Source organism: Dysgonomonas sp. 511 (genome assembly GCF_010501105.1).
GTDB lineage: Bacteria > Bacteroidota > Bacteroidia > Bacteroidales > Dysgonomonadaceae > Dysgonomonas.
Window position 1 is genome coordinate 1 of sequence record NZ_QVMQ01000017.1, and the last position, 20,150, is coordinate 20,150.

General features: G+C 41.6%; 14 protein-coding genes. 4 read left to right on the forward strand and 10 right to left on the reverse strand.

Going from position 1 to position 20,150, the window contains the following annotated elements:
- Positions 1–195: 195 nt before the first annotated feature.
- From D0T57_RS09145 to proS, 3 genes are all read right to left on the reverse strand, one after another.
- Positions 196–675 (reverse strand): DUF3836 domain-containing protein, encoded by a 480-nt coding sequence (locus D0T57_RS09145; protein WP_368666913.1) that lies wholly within the window; start codon positions 673–675, stop codon positions 196–198.
- A 158-nt stretch (positions 676–833) separates the two neighbouring features.
- Positions 834–1,547 carry a hypothetical protein gene (locus D0T57_RS09150; RefSeq protein WP_163273109.1) on the reverse strand — a complete coding sequence of 238 codons (714 nt, stop codon included), beginning with the start codon at positions 1,545–1,547 and terminating at the stop codon, positions 834–836.
- 96 nt (positions 1,548–1,643) lie between these two features.
- Positions 1,644–3,125, reverse strand: a complete 1,482-nt coding sequence (gene proS / locus D0T57_RS09155; RefSeq protein WP_163273112.1) for a proline--tRNA ligase — start codon at positions 3,123–3,125, stop codon at positions 1,644–1,646.
- A gap of 898 nt (positions 3,126–4,023) precedes the next feature.
- Here proS and D0T57_RS09160 point away from each other — a divergent pair.
- On the forward strand, positions 4,024–6,321 hold the full coding sequence (locus tag D0T57_RS09160; RefSeq protein ID WP_163273114.1) for a DUF3836 domain-containing protein: 2,298 nt from the start codon (positions 4,024–4,026) through the stop codon (positions 6,319–6,321).
- Positions 6,322–6,333: 12 nt separating this feature from the next.
- Positions 6,334–7,029, forward strand: coding sequence for a YjjG family noncanonical pyrimidine nucleotidase (locus D0T57_RS09165; RefSeq protein WP_163273116.1), 696 nt, complete (start codon positions 6,334–6,336; stop codon positions 7,027–7,029).
- Positions 7,030–7,096: 67 nt separating this feature from the next.
- On the opposite strand, the gene D0T57_RS09170 is transcribed toward D0T57_RS09165, so the two are convergent.
- Both D0T57_RS09170 and D0T57_RS09175 read right to left on the reverse strand, forming a co-directional pair.
- Positions 7,097–7,594 (reverse strand): flavodoxin, encoded by a 498-nt coding sequence (locus D0T57_RS09170; RefSeq protein ID WP_163273118.1) that lies wholly within the window; start codon positions 7,592–7,594, stop codon positions 7,097–7,099.
- A 33-nt stretch (positions 7,595–7,627) separates the two neighbouring features.
- Entirely contained in the window at positions 7,628–8,923 is a 1,296-nt protein-coding gene (locus tag D0T57_RS09175) for an MATE family efflux transporter (protein WP_163273120.1), read from the reverse strand.
- 167 nt (positions 8,924–9,090) lie between these two features.
- On the opposite strand from D0T57_RS09175, the gene ung reads away from it, so the two are divergent.
- On the forward strand, positions 9,091–9,753 hold the full coding sequence (gene ung / locus D0T57_RS09180) for a uracil-DNA glycosylase (protein WP_163273122.1): 663 nt from the start codon (positions 9,091–9,093) through the stop codon (positions 9,751–9,753).
- A gap of 84 nt (positions 9,754–9,837) precedes the next feature.
- Here the strand turns inward: ung and D0T57_RS09185 are convergent, their stop codons facing one another.
- From D0T57_RS09185 to D0T57_RS09195, 3 genes are all read right to left on the reverse strand, one after another.
- Positions 9,838–10,884: a peptidoglycan DD-metalloendopeptidase family protein gene (locus tag D0T57_RS09185; RefSeq protein WP_163273124.1), complete on the reverse strand. Its 1,047-nt coding sequence runs from the start codon at positions 10,882–10,884 to the stop codon at positions 9,838–9,840.
- Between the two features lie 5 nt (positions 10,885–10,889).
- Positions 10,890–11,351, reverse strand: coding sequence for a nucleoside-diphosphate kinase (gene ndk, locus D0T57_RS09190; RefSeq protein WP_163273126.1), 462 nt, complete (start codon positions 11,349–11,351; stop codon positions 10,890–10,892).
- 255 nt (positions 11,352–11,606) lie between these two features.
- A complete protein-coding gene (locus tag D0T57_RS09195; RefSeq protein WP_163273128.1) occupies positions 11,607–13,814 on the reverse strand; it encodes a bifunctional (p)ppGpp synthetase/guanosine-3',5'-bis(diphosphate) 3'-pyrophosphohydrolase in 2,208 nt (735 codons plus the stop codon).
- Positions 13,815–14,165: 351 nt separating this feature from the next.
- Here D0T57_RS09195 and D0T57_RS09200 point away from each other — a divergent pair, with 351 nt between their 5' ends.
- Positions 14,166–15,782 carry a phosphoethanolamine transferase gene (locus tag D0T57_RS09200; RefSeq protein ID WP_163273130.1) on the forward strand — a complete coding sequence of 539 codons (1,617 nt, stop codon included), beginning with the start codon at positions 14,166–14,168 and terminating at the stop codon, positions 15,780–15,782.
- Here D0T57_RS09200 and D0T57_RS09205 read toward each other — a convergent pair whose 3' ends face one another.
- Both D0T57_RS09205 and D0T57_RS09210 read right to left on the reverse strand, forming a co-directional pair.
- On the reverse strand, positions 15,783–16,793 hold the full coding sequence (locus tag D0T57_RS09205; protein ID WP_163273132.1) for an NAD(P)-dependent oxidoreductase: 1,011 nt from the start codon (positions 16,791–16,793) through the stop codon (positions 15,783–15,785). It abuts the gene before it with no gap.
- 323 nt (positions 16,794–17,116) lie between these two features.
- Complete coding sequence (locus D0T57_RS09210) at positions 17,117–19,840, reverse strand: two-component regulator propeller domain-containing protein (protein ID WP_163273134.1); 2,724 nt, start codon at positions 19,838–19,840, stop codon at positions 17,117–17,119.
- Between the last annotated feature and the right edge of the window lie 310 nt (positions 19,841–20,150).

Here is a 20,150-nt window from a genome sequence, read left to right on the forward strand (position 1 = left end):
CTTTTAACACTCAAAGATAACTATTTTACACTAAATAACAATGAAAAAAAAGAGTATCTTGTTAAATATCAATGAGTTGTATTTATTCAGTGAACCCTACATATTTTTCTAAAATAAAAATAAAGGCCTGAACCCGGAGTTTATCCTATGTATCAGACCTTTATTTGGAAAGAAAAGTAGTGTGTATGTATATCGTCAACGCTGGGCTATCAGGTCGTTATTGTTTACATTTACTTGTTGTACGGCAAGAAAATCGCCCTCACTATCGTAATCGTAAACCATCCTCTCCGATTGGTCTGCCCACTTGTTGTTTTTCTTATCCCATTTGGTATGAGTGACATAAGCTATTACTCCATCCCGGTATTCATATTCGCTTTTCGATGCGTTGAGCCATCCTTTGCGGCCATCCCATTTGTATTCGAGTTTAGACAGAAGGTTTCCACCATTGTCGTAATTATAAACACATTTCTTTTCGGCCTTGCCCATTTCCTTGTCGTACACCACGTATTCTTTAATTGTTCCCGAATCGGTTGTTGATACATTCGAATAGACAACTTTGTTTGGGTTTCCGGCATTAAGTACTGCTACTGATAAAAATGCTGCCAAAAGTGTAACCAATAATATATTTGCTTTCATGATTGTCGTTTTTTTGAGAGTTGCTCGATAAATTTTAATTAATTTTTCTTATTGAAGCGCTTTCAATATATATGACGACAGAAGTATTAAGAAAGTTACAAATTATAGATAAAAAATATCAGAAAAAATGCATTTTTATCGCAATATGCTTATTATATGGATGTTAATTCTTTTTATATTTATGTAATATAATATTGTTATTCTATAAATTCCGGTATGAAATTGAAAATGTTGTAATCTATAAACCTCTTAGCTCTTTTGCCAAGCGATGTAGAAGATTCTTCTCTGTATTCTGTATTTCCCATACTTTCCATCATTTGCTTTTGCACCTCTACTTGTTTAGAGTAATCTTCTTTTAGCTGTTCTATGCACTGCTGATATTTATCTGTTTGCTTAAAAGCTTTAAGTTGTTGCTTCTTAAAATTTTTAAATTCGCTTCTCTTCAAATTCTTTTCTTTTACAATATTTCCATCTTTTATCTCAAACATACAATATTCATCATATTCAAAAGGCATAGGACTCTTTTCTTTATTTTTTCCTCCCCAGAAAATACCAGTAAACCAATCGGCTTTTACTCTTTTAGAGTCAGGAAAAATTGTATGCAAAACACTAGTATAATTTATATGGTACGTCGAGTCTGTTTCATTATATGATATTGTCTCCACATTCGTTAAGAATAATTGATCGTCTTCTATTTCGAATGTTGCAATATAGCCTCTCCAAAGAGCAGTAGAAGTCAGCTGAAAATCAGGTTTCTTATCAGGATTTTTTATAAAAAAATCTTCCAGATAAAAGTTGCCCGGATTATATTCCTTTCCATTGTAAATCAATTTGTCCGGGATCTGGATAGTTGCATAGACTGCTAAATAACTAATAAAAAAGAAAAGCGATAAGGATACAAGCTTTTTCATAGTGGTCAATATTTACGATTAGCTATAGAAAAATGAAGGTATATCATTTCGGGAGACAAAAACGAATGTTTCCCTAACGATATACCTTCTTATTTTTTAGTAAGCCCTTGCGAATATTACGCGCTGAGCCGAAGGCTTGCCTGTTACCATACATTCACCCGGAGTCTTATCACCCTCGAGAGGAATGCAGCGTATAGTAGCTTTGGTTTCGGCTTTCACCTTTTCTTCTGTTTCAGGAGTACCATCCCAGTGGGCGAGGATAAAGTAACCTTCTTCTATTTTTTCTTTAAACTCATCGTATGTGTCTACCGTAATAGTCCTGCTGGCGCGGAAATCGAAGGCTTTCTTGTAGATATTAGCCTGTATCTCGTCCAATAGATTTTTGATGTACACATCCAGTCCATCGCACGAAACAGTCTCTTTTGTCAGCGTATCGCGACGGGCAACCTCTACGGTATTGTTTTCCATATCGCGTGCACCCATTGCCAGACGTACAGGAACACCTTTCAACTCGTATTCCGAGAATTTCCAGCCCGGCTTCTTGTTGTCGGCATTGTCATATTTCACGCTTACGCCCAATGCCTTAAGCGATTTTACGATGCCGTCTACTTTCTCGTTGATGGCAGCCAGTTGCTCTTCTCCTTTATAGATAGGTACGATAACAACTTGGAACGGGGCAAGCTTTGGAGGAAGTACAAGCCCGTTGTCGTCGGAGTGAGCCATTATCAACGCCCCTATCATACGGGTAGAAAGCCCCCACGAAGAAGCCCATACATAGTCCATTTTACCCTCTTTGTCGGCAAATTTCACATCGAATGCCTTGGCGAAGTTTTGCCCGAGGAAATGCGAAGTTCCCGATTGCAAAGCCTTTCCGTCCTGCATCATCGCCTCGATGGTGTAAGTGTCTACAGCCCCGGCAAAACGCTCGGAAGCCGACTTCACTCCTTTGATAACCGGCATAGCCATATGCTCTTCGGCAAACTGGGCATATACATTTATCATTTGCACAGTTTCGGCCAAAGCTTCCTCGCTGGTAGCGTGCGCAGTATGCCCTTCCTGCCACAAGAACTCTGCTGTGCGCAGAAAAAGGCGGGTACGCATTTCCCATCGCACAACGTTAGCCCATTGGTTGACAAGGATAGGCAGGTCGCGGTACGACTGGATCCAGTTGCGGTAAGTGTTCCATATAATTGTTTCGGAAGTAGGACGTACAATCAGCTCTTCTTCCAGTTTGGCTTCCGGGTCTACTACAACCCCTTTGCCGTCGGGATCATTTTTCAGGCGGTAGTGGGTCACTACTGCACATTCTTTGGCAAAGCCTTCCACATGGGCGGCTTCTTTGCTAAGGAACGATTTTGGTATAAATAACGGGAAATAAGCATTCACATGTCCTGTTTCCTTAAACATATCGTCCAGCTGCCGCTGCATCTTTTCCCAGATAGCATAACCATAAGGTTTGATAACCATACAGCCGCGTACTGCTGAGTTTTCAGCCAGGTCGGCCTTCGTTACAAGGTCTAAATACCACTGGCTGTAATCCTGACTTCTTGGCGTCAGTTCTTTCAATTCTTTTGCCATTTTATTCTAGTTTTATTGTTGTCTTGTAGCTTCTTTTCAAAAAGTAACAAAAGTACACAGTATATGACAAAAAAAAGATATTTCCTCAAAAGCCTGTAGGGGCGTAATATCTTACGCCCGATACAATCGACGGGCGAATAATAATTCGCCCCTACAAAGCTCATATTACAATGATTCAAATTTTTGTCATGTACTGTGCAAAAGTAACACTTTTCGCCTGTTTTTTTGCTGTTACTTTTTGGCTTTTAGCCTTGCGTGCTTTATTTTCCCATAATCAGCAACTTATGCTGAAAAAGTAACAAAGGTAACACTTTTTAGCCATTTTTTGTATTGTTACTTTTTTACTTTGCAACTGAGCCGGCTTTTCCTATACTAAAGATAAAGATTGTATCGTTTTATGCAGGGACGAGAAAGGGGAAATGCAGCAGGAAATGTTATTCGCACGTCGATAGGATCGAGGGTGTCAAAAGTATTTCGAGAAAATATCATTTTTTGTCATGTGCTGTGAGGGTAGCTTATTTTTTCTATCCTTTAAGATTGGGTATAAAAGAGAATGTGGCGAGGGTAGGACAAACGCATAAAAAAATAATATCCCCGTTTTGACTACTGTAGGGGCGAATTATCATTCGCCCGAAATAGAAAAAATCAGCGGGCGAATGATAATTCGCCCCTACAAAGCTCAAAATTGAGTTCGAATAAATCTCATGTGTTTACCGGTGGCGAAGGCAAGAACTTGAAAAAACTGTAATATTTATTACTATCTTTACCAAGCTAACATCTCAATCAAAAACTGCATATGACCAATAAATGCTTATTTCTTCTCATAAGCCTGATTTACTTGCCATTCGTACTAAGTGCTCAAGACTTATATTCCCAATTGCCATACTTCTTGCAACAAATGTCACAACCCGAACAGTTCTATTGCGATCCGCATTACAACGAACGAGGAGAGGCCGTGAAATATACAATAGGCGGTATATTGCAAATAGAATATACATACGACGACAACAAACGTCCGGTAAAGAAGAATCTTTATGTCGGTGATACATACGATGGCAGTTGGGGCTTAAATGCCGAGACATCCTATTCTTACTCGGAAGACCGACTAACAGAGGTTAATGTAATGGCTAAAAAGGGTTCCTTTAGCTTGATGGATTCAGTATATAATATAGTTTATTCCCATAATGACAAAAAGAATATTGATACATTGAGAGTAAGTAGTGCCGACGCGTCTACTCACAATGGAATAATTAGACCCATTAGCGATAAAATAATAGTCAATTATCTCAATAGATGGGGACAGCCCGACTCGTCTTACACATTTTATGCTAATATTAGCAACGAAAAACCTTTAAAGACTTTTTATACATACGACAAACAGGGGAGATGCACCAAATCTGAAATCTTTGCAAGCGATTGGAACGGATATGAAAAAGTAGGATGGCTTACTGTTAAGTATGATAAAAATAAAACCACCTATTCGCAAACGGATATACATACCCGCTTCAAAGAGAACTTCGTCGAAGGCGAAGACCCCGAAGAAGATTATGAAGTCAATTATTTGTATGAAATAGCTTACGACGACAAGGGGCGGATTACACATCAATATTTCAGAAGGGGTGATATGGTTATGCTCGAAGCACACCTGTCGTACGACAGCAGAGGACGCACAATAGTAGACAAAAGAAGAATAGAAATACCCGAAGCCATACAGCGGCACGTCGATCTTGTAGAATATACCATCGGCTATGAAGGCGACCACCAGCTTGCCGCTTATTATATCCGAAAAGAAGATGAGAAAAATACGATAAAAACGAGGGAAACAGACATTATATATAATGCAGCTAACTTACCCGAAACCGTTATTGTGACAAGATATGATGACGATGACGGGCTTTTTAACGAAGCCAACAGGTTTGAATATAAATACAATGAGAAAGGGCAGTTGACAAACGAAGCCACTTTCCGCAAAAATGAACCTGATGGTGTATTTGAGAATCATACCAGGGAGATTTACGATTACGATATTTATGGCAATATCATAAAAGAAGAGAAATATTATCATTATCCCGAAGGGTGGAAAGGCGAAGAATATAAACTTTACGAATATGATGATAAGAAGCGTTTAATTTATACTGAATCTTTCGAATGGGAATACGCTACAGCCAATCACAAAGGCAAGTGGGGGAATAATTATAAAACATATGCAGAATATGATAATAATGGGCGGATAACACTTCTCAAGAACTATAATTGGGACAAATGGGATAAAAAATGGAGAGGGCATACCAGTTACTCAAAAGTTTTTGATCAGGCAGGAAACATGATAGAAAAAACTGTCTACAAATGGAACCGCGAAAACGGCCAGTGGACAAATGATACAAAAAGTGAATACGAGAATGTCGGTAACTCGAAAAAATCTACCCGGTTTCAATGGCTGTCGAAGGGCGAAACATGGCAACCGGTAAGATCGACACAAGTAATAGAAGAGTCGGAAAACAATAAAGAGTCTATCGTTTCCGAATGGGACAGGGATGCCAATCGCCTGCTTATAACAAGCCATGAAAAATGGTATGTGGTAGACGACAGCCTCAAAGTAGAAGAAAAATTCTATCAGGATTATGACACAAAAGAACTGAAAGCAAGCCGTAAATACATAGGCTTTACAAGAAAATACGAGGATAGCACCCTACGCCATTTAGACGTTACATATACATGGCACGACCAGAAAAAAGACTGGGTGGGCAAAAGTAAATACCTGAGATGGTATGATGGAAAAGTGAAGAAGGAAGCCTCAGCCAGATACGACTCTATAACCGGCAGTTGGGTGAATAAGAAGATGCTTTTTGATGAACGCACAATGTACATCTGGAAAGACGATAAATGGCTGCCATACAAAAAAGAGGAAATAGAATACGACAATGATTATAACCGCACTCACTATATCAGCCTGTGGAATTGGCAGGAGGAAGACTGGAAACGATATCATTATTATCAAAAGTCGCCTGATGGCAATTATACATACTATTATAGCATTGATAATGAGACAGGCATCTGGCTTCTCAAGTTTAGAAGAAAACTTAGGGATTTTTATGCCGATGGCGAATATTATAACGAAGCCACCGGCGAATGGTCTACAGACCGGGTCGGTGCTACTATCAACTATGGCAAATTGGTTCATTTCAGTGTCGATTAACACCCTCAAAATATGAAATATACCGATATACTTCTCGATCTCGACGATACCCTGATAGACACCGCCGCCAATACGAAAGTGACGGTAGAAGAGATTTACTACGATTATGGGCTGGATGCTCATTTCTCATCCTTTGCCGATTTCTTCACTTTCTATTATACCAATGTCAGCCGCTTGTGGGTGATGTACAACAAGGGCGAGATAAGCAAAGACGAGATTCAGCAAGAACGGTTTGCCGTATCGCTTCGCCATCTGCCGGGAATGACAGAGGAGCATATCCGCACTATCAATCTCGACTATATAGAGCGTATAATGACAAAGGGCGAATTGATAGAAGGAGCGATAGATATACTCGATTATCTGAAACCGAGATATCGGATACATATACTATCCAACGGGTTCACCGAAATGCAGTACAAGAAGATGGACAGCGCAGGCATTGCTTTATCCTATTTCCACAACATTATCCTTTCGGACGTAGTGGGAGTAAACAAGCCTCATCCCGACATCTTTACTTTTAGCCTGAACGAGATACAGGCGACAGCCGATAAGGTGATAATGATAGGCGACAACCTGCAAACGGACATAATAGGAGCATACAACAGTGGCATAGACCAGATATGGTTCAATCCTGACAATAAGCCTTCTCCGGAAATAGTGCCTACTTATATTGTTGGCAGGTTGGAAGAGATAAAACGTATCCTGTAAACAGAAAAAACGATAAGACAAAAAGCCTTACCGTTTCCGCAATTTAGTGTAGATACTGAACTGGTAATTATGCCAGTTGCTTTTTCAATTCTTTTACCCAAGCTTCTATACGCGGGGCTGTTTCGTCATACTCATTGTCTTCGTCGAGAGCCAAACCCACAAAACGGCCATCGACAACCGAGTCGGATTCGTCGAAAGTATATCCGTCGGCCGATACCGAACCTATAATGTCCACCTTGCTTTTCAGCGCTTTGTAGAGCACATACATCGCTCCGGCAAAGCTAGTAGAAAACGATGCGCTGTCGCCCAATCCGAAAATAGCAGCTTTCTTGCCTGAGAAATCCATCTTCTCAAACTTAGGCAGGAACATATCCCAGTCGTCTTGAAGGTCGCCTACGCCCGTAGTCGAAGCACCCAGGATGTAGAAATCGTAAGGCTTCAACTCATCGGTAGTTACACTGTCAGTATTAAACAAGTCGGCTCCGTCAAACTGTTCTTGTATTTTCTTTGCTACCGCTTCGGTGGCTCCGGTAGATGAGCCGTAAATTATTGCAATTTTACCCATAACAAATTAAAAAAATAGAAAGCGTTAATAATACTATCTGGAATTGTTCAAAATAGCGGGAGCCATAAAACTCTGCACTATCCCTCTTAATGCCAGATATATGATAAACGCAAACCATAATATATTGTTCGCGTAATAAGGATAAAATAAGTAATAGATAACAAAGAAGCCGGCAACAGCCACAAGCATGGAATTTCTCATTTGCTTCGATGCCGTAGCCCCGATAAATATGCCGTCCCACAAGAAAGCGGTGAAACTAGCTATAGGAATAAGCATAATCCAGAACTGGTAATTGCGGCTCAGGCTGATAATACTCGTTTTGTCGGTAAGGAAGCCGAGTATCTGCTCAAGGAATAATGCATATATAAGAGTGAAGATGCCTGCTATGGCTATTCCCCATACAAAAAGGGATTTTACCAGTTGCTTCAATTCTGTCCTTTTCCTTGCCCCGATAAATTTCCCCGTCAATGCTTCGGCGGCATAGGCAAACCCGTCCATCAGGTACGAGAACAATATGAACATCTGCATCAATAGGGCGTTTACTGCAAGAATGTCTTTTCCCTCTTTCGACGATGCCGAAGTAAAGAAAGTAGTGACGGTCACAAGTGCCATTGTGCGGATGAAGATATCTGTATTTACCTTGAAAAACGGAATGTACGATTTCAGGTTTGTAAGTATAGCTGTATTTACAAACTGTTTCAGCCCTCCATATTTGATATTCCAGATGACGAGCGAAGAAATGAAGCCTGTATATTGGGCGCAAACCGAAGCAAAGGCAACCCCTTTTATCTTCATACCAAAGCCATAGACAAAAAAGAAGCTGAGAGCGATATTCACAATGTTGACCCCGATAGCTACCACCATCGGTATCTTGGCATTTTGCATTCCTACATACCACCCGTTGAAGGTGTACATACCCAATACGGCAGGTGCAGCCCATATATATACAGAAAAGTACTCCTGCGCATACGTCCTTACTGTTGGTTCTGCATTCAGCAGGTAGAAACCGGCGTTGGCAATGAAGCATTGCAGCAGGATGATAAGCATCCCTGCTATCATGGCTACTGCAAACGATCGCATCAGTATATTTACCTGCTCCTGCTTGTCTTCTGCCCCGTATGATTGTGCAGTAAAGCCGCTGGTACCCATTCGCAGGAAAGCAAATCCCCAGTATATAAAGTTGAAAATCATAGTAGCCAGGGCGATAGCACCTATATAATCTTCCGAATCGAGATGTCCCACAATATAGATATCCACCATGCCCAACAGGGGTACGGTGATATTGGATATTATATTGGGGATTGCCAGTTGTAAGATACTTCTGTTCATAATAGCGGCAAAATTACGATTGCCCGGCGAGAGAAACAAATGTTAAAACAGAATAGGCGATTTATTCTAAAATATCGTATCTTTATTGCCATATAATACGGCAACGTGGTCGTTCTTTCAGGCACCGATAATGCATCAATAATATTTATATAAACATATATACTATAATGGACGTAAAGATAGAGCAAAGCTGGAAGGAGCAGCTGAAAGATGAATTTGAGAAAGACTATTTTTCGAAACTGACGGACTTTGTGCGCGAAGAATACCGGACAAAGAAGATATTTCCTCCTGCCAAACTGATATTCAATGCCTTCGAGCATACCCCTTTCGACAAGGTGAAGGTCGTTATTCTCGGCCAAGACCCTTACCATAACGACGGGCAGGCGCATGGGCTTTCTTTCTCTGTGCCCGATGGCATACCCGCTCCTCCGTCCCTTGTGAATATATTTAAAGAGATAAACCGCGATTTGGGCATTCCCGTTCCTCCTTCGGGCAACCTTACCCGCTGGGCTAACCAAGGGGTGTTGCTGCTCAATGCCACACTTACTGTTCAGGCTCATACGGCAGGTTCTCACCAGCGGAAGGGGTGGGAAGCTTTTACCGATGCAGCGATACACCGTTTGGCAGAAGGGCGCGAAAATCTTGTATTCATCCTATGGGGTGCTTATGCACAGAAGAAAGCTGCCTTTATCGACCCGAATAAACACCTGGTACTTAAATCGGTACATCCGTCGCCGCTATCGGCACACAACGGATTCTTTGGCAACAACCATTTCAGCAACGCGAACCAATACCTGGAGTCGAAAGGGCTCACTCCGATAGAGTGGTAATACACTGACGATAACACACTTACGAAAAACGAAAGCCGCAGTAACATTGTTCTTGCGGCTTTCGTTTTATTATTGATTTTGTTATTACGAAGTCCTTAATGTCTTACCCGGCCTTAGCACAGATTTGGTAGAAATACCATTCAACGAACAAAGTTTGCTGACTGTGATTCCATACCTACGGGCTATTCCACCCAGCGTATCCCCTTTCTTTATGCGGTGGTAGTTAACTTTACCGGTTGCATATTTGTTGGTAGCATTTGCTTTGGTACGTGTGGCCGAATTGGCATAGCTTGCAGCGCGTACCGAACTCTTCGAACTTAACCCGGCATAGTTGAATGTTGCAGGTGTAACTGTATAACTGTCTTTGTGGCAAACCTTGTTATCGAAGTCCACTACATCGCGCGGATTGATGGCCTGTCCTAAATAGCGCAATTCCCAATGTAGATGCGAACCAAACGAACGTCCTGTATTTCCACCCAAACCGATAGGCTCGCCCGATTTTACAACCTGTTCTTCATTCACCAGAAACTTGGATAAGTGGCCATACACAGTTTCCAATCCGTTAGGATGGCGCAAAACGATATAGTAACCATATCCACGCTTCTCGTATTGGCGTACACGTACTTTGCCTTCGAACGCGGCGTAAACAGTATCGCCTGTCTGCAATTTGAGGTCGATGCCATAATGCATACGGGTTCCCCTGCGGCCGATCCTGCGCGCACCGAAGTTAGATGTTACATGCCCCATTGTAGGCATCGAGAAGTTACCAAGATCGACTGTGAATGTGTCGGGAAAATTGGTTAAAGAGGTATAAGCCGATTTTACACCGGTATTGCTCCACATCCCTCCGTAAAGTTCGTCGGCAGGTATTTCGCTTTCGCTGAGGATGCGTTCCTCTTGTGCTTCCTTTAGGATGGAGAGGTCTCTTTTTATCTTTATTCCGTCGGCATACAAATTGTTTCCTGTAGAACGGCTGTGACGTTGCTTGTATTTAAGCTCCGCCCTGTTTTGGTCTTCTGTGTTTGTATTTGTTTGGGCAAAACTGCTCATCGGCAATAAAAAAATAGCTGCTAATGGTAATAGTTTTAGGATTTTGCAATTTTTGTCCAGAATGTTTCTAAATTCTTTCATATTATTTAAATCTCATCACCTGAGTATAGGCTGTTAAGTATAGATAATTTGTATTCTAAAATCTCGTCTTTTTTAAAGAATCGTTTCAGTTCTATCTCTGCCGATTCTGCTGAATCGGAAGCATGAACGATGTTTTCTTGTGCGCTCACCGAAAAATCGCCCCTGATAGTTCCGGCTGCTGCCTGGCGTCCATTGGTGACACCAATCAGAGAACGTACAACTTTGGCTGCATCAATTCCTTCCCAGCATTGTACTACGACGGGGGTTGTTTGCATAGATTTTTTCACGTGGTCGAAAAAGGGCTTATCCTTCAAGTGTGCGTAGTGTTCGTTTAATATGGAATCGCTCAATTGCATCATTTTCATCCCGGCCAAACGTAAACCTTTTTTCTCGAAACGGGAAATAACTTCCCCCATCAATGCGCGCTGTACGCATGAAGGTTTCAGAATGACAAGGGTTTTCTCCATATTTTAATTATTTATATTAAGTTAGGATTGATTCTTATGTAATCTTCAAATATAAAATATATATCAGAGGTATGCAAGGCCAATAGGGAAAAGTAAAAGGTATTTAACAGCAGAGGATTGAGAACCAAATTGCAGCAACACGCTATCAACACACTAAAAATCAAGCAATTGACACAACACTATTATTGTTCTATTCGTTAACTTTTTTTAACTCCACATTTCTCAATCAAAACCCTCCTCCTAGGTGAAAAATACTTAATTTAAACGACTTACATCTTTTACCCCCTTCACGGCACGCAACTTTTTAATCAACCCGTTTAGCATATCTGTATTGTTGAGCGTAACGGACATATTACCATGAAAAAGCCCATCGTTGGAATCTATACTGATAGAACGCATCGAGATGCCGTTTTCTTTGGCTATAATGGATGTCAGGTTGTTGATTATCCCAATATCGTCGTTGCCTATAATCCTGAGCGTAACTGTATAGGTAGATCCCGACTTGCCCGACCACCGTGCCGGGATCATACGATACGGAAACCGCGACAGCATATCGTTGGCATTGGGACAGTTGCGCCGGTGTATCTTGATGCCTTGCGACGAGATAAAACCGAATATCTCATCCCCGTATATAGGGTTGCAGCATTTAGCCAGCTTGTAGTCTACTCCTGTAAGATTCTGGTCTATAACCAGTTCTTCGCTGTGGACGGGATCTTTTTCCGTTTCGATATTGAGCGGAACAAACTTATCGGCACTTACAGTTTCGTGCTTTTCGTGTATTTCGGTTTCTTTGCGTTCCAGTTCCAGATATTGGTCTATCACCGAATTTACATCGAGGCTTTCTTCGGCAATCTTAATATAGAAATCGGTAATGGTCTTGAAACCCATCTTTTTTATCAGGCGCATCAGTGTGCCTTCACTTATTTCTATCTTGCGGTTTTTTACCCGCCGTTTGAATTGCTCCTTGGCTATTTCAACTTGTTTGTTTGCTTCTTCTTTCAGGCTTTGGCGTATTTTGTTCCTAGCCTTCGAGGTGACAACAAAGTTGAGCCAGTCGCGTTTTGGCGATTGGTTTGGCGAAGTTATTATCTCTATCTGGTCGCCGTTTTTCAGCTTGTGGCGTATAGACACATTCCTTCCATTCACTTTTCCTGACACACAGGTAGAACCGACGCGCGAATGGATCGAGAATGCAAAGTCGAGTATTGTAGCACCATTAGGCAATTTATGCAAGTCTCCTTTGGGGGTAAAGACATATATCTCGTCGTCGTAAAGGTCGAGCTTGAAGTTTTCGAGTTTTTCGTCGCTCTCTATATCTTTATTTTCGAGCATTTCGCGCAGGTTGGTCAGCCAGTCGTCCATCCGCGATTGGCTTTTCACCCCTTTGTATTTCCAGTGTGCGGCAAGCCCCCGCTCCGCAATTTCGTCCATCCGGCGTGTCCGTATCTGCACTTCCACCCAACGCGATTGCGGGCCCATCACTGTGATGTGCAACGATTCGTAGCCATTACTTTTAGGTATCGAGAGCCAGTCTTTCAGCCGTTTGGGGTTCGGTGTGTACAGGTCGGTAACGATGGAATATACCTGCCAGCATTCGGCTTTTTCTTTATCCAGCGGCGAATCGAGGATGACACGGATAGCAAACAGGTCGTATATGGACTCGAAATCCACCTTCTGCTTTTTCAGTTTATTGTTGATCGACGATATAGATTTCACACGTCCTTTTATGTCATATTTTACCCCTGTCTCTTTTAGTTTCTCGTCGATGGGCGCTATAAATTCGTCGATATACCTGTCACGGGCAGCCTTACTCTCGCTTATTTTTTCCTTTATATAGTTGTAAGCCTCTTTGTCTGTATATTTCAGGTAGAGGTCTTCCATTTCGGTCTTTATATTGTACAGTCCGAGCTTATGGGCCAGAGGTGTGTAGAGGTACGACACTTCCATCGCCAGACGCATACGGTACTGCTCGCTATATCGTTCGGCACACCTGATTTCGTAAAGGCGGCTTGCTATTTTGATGAGTATAACCCGCATATCCTCGGCCAGCGATATCAGCAGCTTTATATAATTGTCGGAAGCCATTGCCGATTGGGTAGCTTCCAGCGAATTTACCTTTATCAGCCCTGTTACAATATCTGCGACATCTTTCCCGAAGAGTTTTTTAACTTCTTCTATATCCGTCGTTTTACTTACAATAGGGCGGTATAGTATGAGGGCTATGACGGAAGGGCTTTTCATACCCAGTTCTTCTAAGAGTATGATGCAAGTGCTGACGGTCAGGTCGGCGATGCTGCCGATACGTTTGTTGTCGTCGTAGGCTTTGGCGGCAATAGCCTTTTTTACAACCTTTTTCAACTTTTGCATTTCATCGGCGGTGAGGTTTGCACACAATCCTTTCATCAGCCTCTTGAATCTGGAAAGTGTAAGCCCGCTTTTGTTATATGTAGATTGGTTGCTCATAATTGTTATCTGCCCTTATTTAGAAAATATTGCTTGTCTCACAGCATAAAACATAGCAAAATTAATGCTTTTCTTGTTTTCTGCTTATGCTTTTGTAAACAAATTGAATCGAACTCACGTTAAACAGGTTTTTATTTTTTGATTTCCTTCCTGAAAAACCGGACTTTATATAGATAAAATATATCGGCGGCAGGATTGATTTTTAACGAATGTTGCCAAAATGTAAATTATACATAGAATGTCATTGTGTCCCTTCATTAAGGGAGTTTCTTGTAGAGAATTTATAATGAACTACGAGCGGAAATAAATTTAGTATTATCTTCGTACCTGAATAAATAGACTTTACATATCATGCCTGAGAAAAAGCACCTTGCCAAAAAGTTTGGAGAGGCAATCTATAAATACAAGTTCACAATAGTTGCATTGGCATACATCGGGCTGATAGCCTTTATCCCTATCCGGTTTGCGCCCAGTATCCCTATGCTGCTTCTCGTACTGTCTTTTTTACCTCTGGTCAATATTCTGGCGAAAACCCGCTACACATTCATCCTCACTTTCCTGTTGGCTTTTATACTGGCATTTAACGCTTACTTTGCTTTCGCTCTGGGCACAGATGTCTCGTTGGAGGTGATGGCTTCCATCTTCGAGACGCACACAGCCGAGGCCGTGAGTATGCTCAAAGGGGGCGTTCTTTTGGGCGCATTGCTGGGATTGGCTGCTACCACAGGTCTGCTTTATCTGGCAGAAAGGGAATTGAAAGGCTCTCCCCTATCCCGCAAAGTTTCGTTGGGGCTGTTGCTAGCCTATCTGCTGCTGTTCTTGCCAATAGTTTGCTACAAGCGGATAAAGTGGGACAGGCAAGCTGAGTTTATGGCCGAGGCTCCGCTAAAAGTGGTTCAGGACAAAGTGAATATGTATGCCCCTATATTATATGGCAATATACTCACCATATTGGCTTATCAGGAAGAAATGGCAATGCTGAGGGAGTTTTCCGATCCCACGAATAAGACTTTGCCCGAAGGCATCGTATTAAATGACACCCTTCCCGTTCCCCAGAAGATATACCTGGTAATAGGTGAAAGCGCCTATCGCAAACATTGGTCACTATACGGCTATCCGGTAAAGACGACCCCTTTTATAGACAGTCTTTCGCAAGTGCAACCACAGCAAATGTATTATTACGATGGCATAGCCTCTGCACCCTTTACCCGCAACGCTTTGCGCATGGCTCTATCGTTTGCCTCGCCGGTCGATTTGCAGCCGTTTTATGAAAATAAGACGCTGATAAATATGGCAAACGATGCCGGTTACGCTACCTATTGGATTTCGAACCAGGGCTCATCGGCTATCGAAGATTCCTATCTGGGCTATATCGCGGCGAGTGCCAACCATACTATTTATCCCAAAGGCAATTATATGGCAAACGACGACTTCGTCTTACTCTCCATACTTCGAGCAGAACGTAAAGAGAAGGAAAAGCAGTTCTTTGTCCTTCATCTGGTGGGTAGCCACAATGATTATTCCGACAGGTACGACCAAACAGATGCCGAAACCATATCCGGAAACAATACTGTAACAAACCAGTACGACCGCTCTATACATCACACCGACAGGGTATTGCGCGAAATATATCAGGTAATGACACAAGACTCTACGGCATTGCTGCTGTTCTTTTCCGACCACGGCGAAATAGTAGGCAAGGGGCATGGCCCGTGGAAAGACGGCGTAGCCCAGTTTGACATACCGTTTGTAGCCATCGAAAACGGGGTGCAGCCAACCGGCCGCATTATCGCAAAATATCAGGATAAGGAAACCGGGTTGGTAAATAATTCAAATATCGTTTATATATTAGCCGAAGCAATGGGCTATTCCATTCCTCACAGATATATAGAAAAGGCTGTTTCGGACGGACGCTTTGTGAGGCATGCCGACCAAAGTTTTTCGCCATATAGCGAGATAAAGGACTGATCAGAGCCAGCCGTTCTCCTTATACCACTCTACCGATTCTTCCAGTCCCCTGCGAAGATTATATTTTGGTGAAAACCCTAAGTCATTGACCAGCGGCGCGATATCGCATTCCCAGTTGCGCTGCTTCATTATCTTGCATTTATCCCGGTTGAGGGTCGAAGGCTTTTTGGTGATTTTCGACATGTCTTCGGCTATTGCAGATATCCCTTTCAGTATCCATAGCGGTACTTTGAGGCTTAGCACATGCTTTTTGCCGATAACTTCTTTTACCAGCCGGGTATATTCTTTGTCGGTATATACATCACCATCGGCTACAAAATAAGCTTTGTTTTTCACCTCGCTTGCCAACCCCAGGAAGACAGCATCCACAAGGTCTTTTACATATATAAATGTAAGGTGCTGGGGCTTGAAGCCTGCGCCTACATCCAATCCCGACCTCACGGTCTTTATCATAAGGAAATAGTCTTTTTCGCGCGGCCCATAGACACCAGTCGGGCGGAGGATGATATAAGGAAAATCTTTTTTCGCCTGTAAATATTGCTCGGCTTTTAGTTTGCTCCTGCCATAAGCCGTGTTCGGATTAGGGGTGTCGGTCAGCTTTATGGGTGTGTAATTTATTTCATCGCCTACACCAAATGCGCTGAGACTGCTCATCAGGACGAACTTGTCGGCAGCCGCTACAGTTTCTAGGGCATCTATGAAGTTTGCCGTATATTGGAAATTAACCTTGTCGAAATCCTCCGGGTTCAAGCATTTGGTAACACCTGCATTGTGCACAACGTAATGGAATCGGCCATGTTGCGATACAAATTCTACCAGTTGCCGCATAAGCATATCTTCGTCGCCGAAATTCAGGTCTATGAAACTGATCCTGCTGTCTTTCAGATATTCCCTGCTACTTGATTTGCGTATGCCTGCCCACACCTCGTAGCCCTCGCTCAACGCTTTTTCTACAAGGAAGCTGCCTATAAAACCGCTGGCGCCGGTGATTAGTATTCTTTTTGTTTCCATATCGGTGGCAAATTTAACTATAAATATCTGAAAAGGCATTCGCCTGTCAGGTTTTCGAAAACGGAAAAAGTAACAAAAGTAACAGTCTTCGCACCTTTTTCTATTGTTCCTTTTTTCTCTTTCTTGTCGCGGTTTGCAGCTCTGCGCCAAAGGGAGAGTGGTAAAAAAAGTAACAAAAGTAACACTATTCCCCGTTTTTTTACGCTGTTACTTTTTACCCGACAATACGCTTATTATCCGCACTATATAGATAAAGCTACAAAAATAAAATTACAGGAATGTGTTTCTTTCTGATTGTTTTTTATCCGGATGCCAATTTCCTGTCAATCGTTTACATTGATTCCCGAATCCTTCAAAAACTCGGAAGGAGTCTGCCCCGTCAGTTTTTTCATAGTAGAAAAGAATGAACTTCGCGAACTAAAACCACACTCGCGGGCAAGGGCGCTTAATGTATATTGCTGAAGCAGCCCCTCGGCGGCCTTCTCCTTAAACATCTCGATGCGGTATTTGGAAACAAAATTTGAAAAATTGGTGTCAAGATGTTGGTTCAACACTTGCGATATTTTCGATTTAGAGCAATTTATGGCTTTGGCTATATCATCCAGTTTCAATTCAGGGTTCAGATATGGTTTTTCTTCTTCCATATATTTCATCAATTGCAACTGTATCGTCTCCAGTTCGTCTTTTTCTATTTTCTGGTTCTGATATTTGGCCTTGTTCGAAGCTTCGCGTTCTTTCAACGAATTTTTATACTTTCTCAGTTTTTTGATAAACCACTTATACGTGAAAAAGAAAACAGTAGCTATCGCTATAAACAAAAAGATTACCCAATAGAGAATATATGATTTATCTTTGATTATCAGAAACGTTTTTACTGCCCCGTCATTCCCTGCCTTTCTTATTTTCAACACATGGCTACCGCCAGGTACATCGGTAATTAAGATATCATTGCCCACCAAAGCCTTCTGCCACCTGTCTTGCACTCCTTCCAACTTATATTCATATACAACAGAGGACGGGTAATCGTATATAAAATCGGAGAACCTGAATATAAAATTTTTCTGAGACGCCGGCAGTTTTATACTACTCAGATATTCGGGAGCAAACTCCAGCTTTTTGATCGCTACATCTTCGGGATAACCGTCAACCACTATCTTTGTTATGTATATTTTGTTTTCGAAAGGTTCTTTTGTGTCAAGAGAAGCTAGATAGATAAGTCCCCGTTCATTGCCCCACCAGATCGTATTATTTGTTTTTTGTACTGCACCATCGTTGAATGCGTAATTGGGAATGCCATCGTATAGCGAGAATATAGAGTAGTCGGACGTATTGTCGTCATACAATGTAATACCTTTGGTGGTGGTTATCCAAATCTGCCCCGGCGTGCCTTCTATTATCGAAGATACGTAATTGTCGGGCAGGAAATCCTGATTGGTGTACTGAGCAAAAGATTGCAGGTCTTTTGTTATTCTTATCAACCCTTGATTTTCGCATCCCAGCCAGATGTTTTGCCGCGAATCTTCGTAAATATAACGGGTGATACCTATCGACAGCAACTCGTGGAACGGCAGATTCTTTATTTTCCCGTTTTCGATATAACATACCCCTTCGCGCGTGGCGATCCAAATCCTGCCCAACGAGTCTTCCAGCACAGAATATATATCATCTGAAAGGAGATCTGAATTTGAGGTATTATAAATCTCATATACATCTTTCCGCTCATCGTATTTTATCAATCCCGACAATGTACCAAACCAGAAAAAGCCTTCGCTGTCGCGGATAATGGAATAAAAGGAATTTTCGGTAAAGACCGTTTCTTCCTTAAAATTCCTGACAGTCTTTGTCTTCGTATCAAATATATTCAGTCCTCCGCCAAATGTGCCGATAAAGAAATTTTCGTTGTAAGGATAAATATTAAGTACGATGTTCGATTTTAATTCTGGAGTATTATCTGTCTTATACCAGCGTATATTGCCATCTTTATTGTATATGAGTCCGTTTCGCGTACCGAAAATACCGCATCCGTCTTCACATATCCTAAACGAGCGGATATTTATGTTTCGGGTATCAATACCGCCGGGCATATAGAATGTTTTGAAAAGGGTATTTTGGGTAGGGATATAATTCAAACCTCCCGAAAAAGTACCCACCCATAGGGAGTTATCGTCTACCAATATCGAATATACAGCATTTGCACTCAGGCTTTGAGCGTTGTTCGAATCATGTTTTATTTCCGATATGGCCTTGTCTTTAAGGTTTAGTATTTTGAGCCCATCTCCATTTGTGCCGATATACAGCTTATTATTGTGGTACGAAATAGTCTGTATATAAGTAGCATCGAGAGGTATTGCCGGCGAAAAACTGTTATTACGGGTATCGAACGATAATATCCTGTTGTTTTGAGTGCCAATATAAAGAGTTGTCCCGTTCCGGGCCAGGCTTAGGAATTTATTTTCTCCCTGCCATTTATAGTTGTACATCTGCTTTGTGTTCAGGTCGTATTTTACCAAGCCATCGGAAGTAGTTAGCCAACATATATTGCCATCGTCGATACAGATTCCTGTCAACACTTTATTTTGCAATACATTATCGGTCACCTGCCGGGGAGTTTCCATATCGCTATTGTAGCAGAACAAGCCCTTGTTGCTTATGATATACAGGTTTTTATCCTTATCGAGCGATGATGCTTTTAGTTTAATGTTGGCGTCTGTACCAAACGGTATGTAGATATTGCTGCGTATTTTCCGGTTGTACCTGTACAGTTCGTTTTCGGATACGATATATAAGACTACACTATCAGGCTCTTGTATATCGACAATGGATTTATCCTTAAACTCACCGAAAGACAAGGTATTAAAGCCATCGAACCGGTTAAGCCCGTTGGCCGTACCCAACCAGACGAAGTTTCGGCTATCCTTATATATACAGTTAATGGTATTGCTAGTCAGGCCTTGTTCTGTTGTGAGTTTTACGAAGGTGTTGTTCACAGAAGAAATAAGAACCAGGCTAAACAATAAAGTATGAAATATAAGAATTGCTCTTTTCATTTTTTTCAGTCTCGCAAATTTAAGCTTTCGGAGTTAAAAACTGCACATATCACCGGACGGATTTCATTTTTATTGTTCCATAAATATTTTTGTACTTCAAATTTAGTATTCGAAGAAGAATATTCTGACCAAAGAAGAATCTAAATTAGGAAATATTTTATTGATATCAATGTATATATGATTTTTTCACTTTTACATCCATTTTCGGCAACGACCTGACGGCACTTTCCTACAATATGCTTTCCTTTGCCCAAAACAGGTTTAGCTATGGTAAAAGAGATTATCTATCAGGATGTTTAACACCCCACCT

What these genes read in the sequence shown, in the direction of transcription:
- D0T57_RS09150 (WP_163273109.1), bottom strand. Translation starts at nt 1,547, where the DNA reads ATGAAAAAGCTTGTATCCTTATCGCTTTTCTTTTTTATTAGTTATTTA.
- proS (WP_163273112.1), bottom strand. Translation starts at nt 3,125, where the DNA reads ATGGCAAAAGAATTGAAAGAACTGACGCCAAGAAGTCAGGATTACAGC.
- D0T57_RS09160 (WP_163273114.1), top strand. Translation starts at nt 4,024, where the DNA reads ATGTCACAACCCGAACAGTTCTATTGCGATCCGCATTACAACGAACGA.
- D0T57_RS09165 (WP_163273116.1), top strand. Translation starts at nt 6,334, where the DNA reads ATGAAATATACCGATATACTTCTCGATCTCGACGATACCCTGATAGAC.
- D0T57_RS09170 (WP_163273118.1), bottom strand. Translation starts at nt 7,594, where the DNA reads ATGGGTAAAATTGCAATAATTTACGGCTCATCTACCGGAGCCACCGAA.
- D0T57_RS09175 (WP_163273120.1), bottom strand. Translation starts at nt 8,923, where the DNA reads ATGAACAGAAGTATCTTACAACTGGCAATCCCCAATATAATATCCAAT.
- ung (WP_163273122.1), top strand. Translation starts at nt 9,091, where the DNA reads ATGGACGTAAAGATAGAGCAAAGCTGGAAGGAGCAGCTGAAAGATGAA.
- D0T57_RS09185 (WP_163273124.1), bottom strand. Translation starts at nt 10,884, where the DNA reads ATGAAAGAATTTAGAAACATTCTGGACAAAAATTGCAAAATCCTAAAA.
- ndk (WP_163273126.1), bottom strand. Translation starts at nt 11,351, where the DNA reads ATGGAGAAAACCCTTGTCATTCTGAAACCTTCATGCGTACAGCGCGCA.
- D0T57_RS09195 (WP_163273128.1), bottom strand. Translation starts at nt 13,814, where the DNA reads ATGAGCAACCAATCTACATATAACAAAAGCGGGCTTACACTTTCCAGA.
- D0T57_RS09200 (WP_163273130.1), top strand. Translation starts at nt 14,166, where the DNA reads ATGCCTGAGAAAAAGCACCTTGCCAAAAAGTTTGGAGAGGCAATCTAT.
- D0T57_RS09205 (WP_163273132.1), bottom strand. Translation starts at nt 16,793, where the DNA reads ATGGAAACAAAAAGAATACTAATCACCGGCGCCAGCGGTTTTATAGGC.
- D0T57_RS09210 (WP_163273134.1), bottom strand. Translation starts at nt 19,840, where the DNA reads ATGAAAAGAGCAATTCTTATATTTCATACTTTATTGTTTAGCCTGGTT.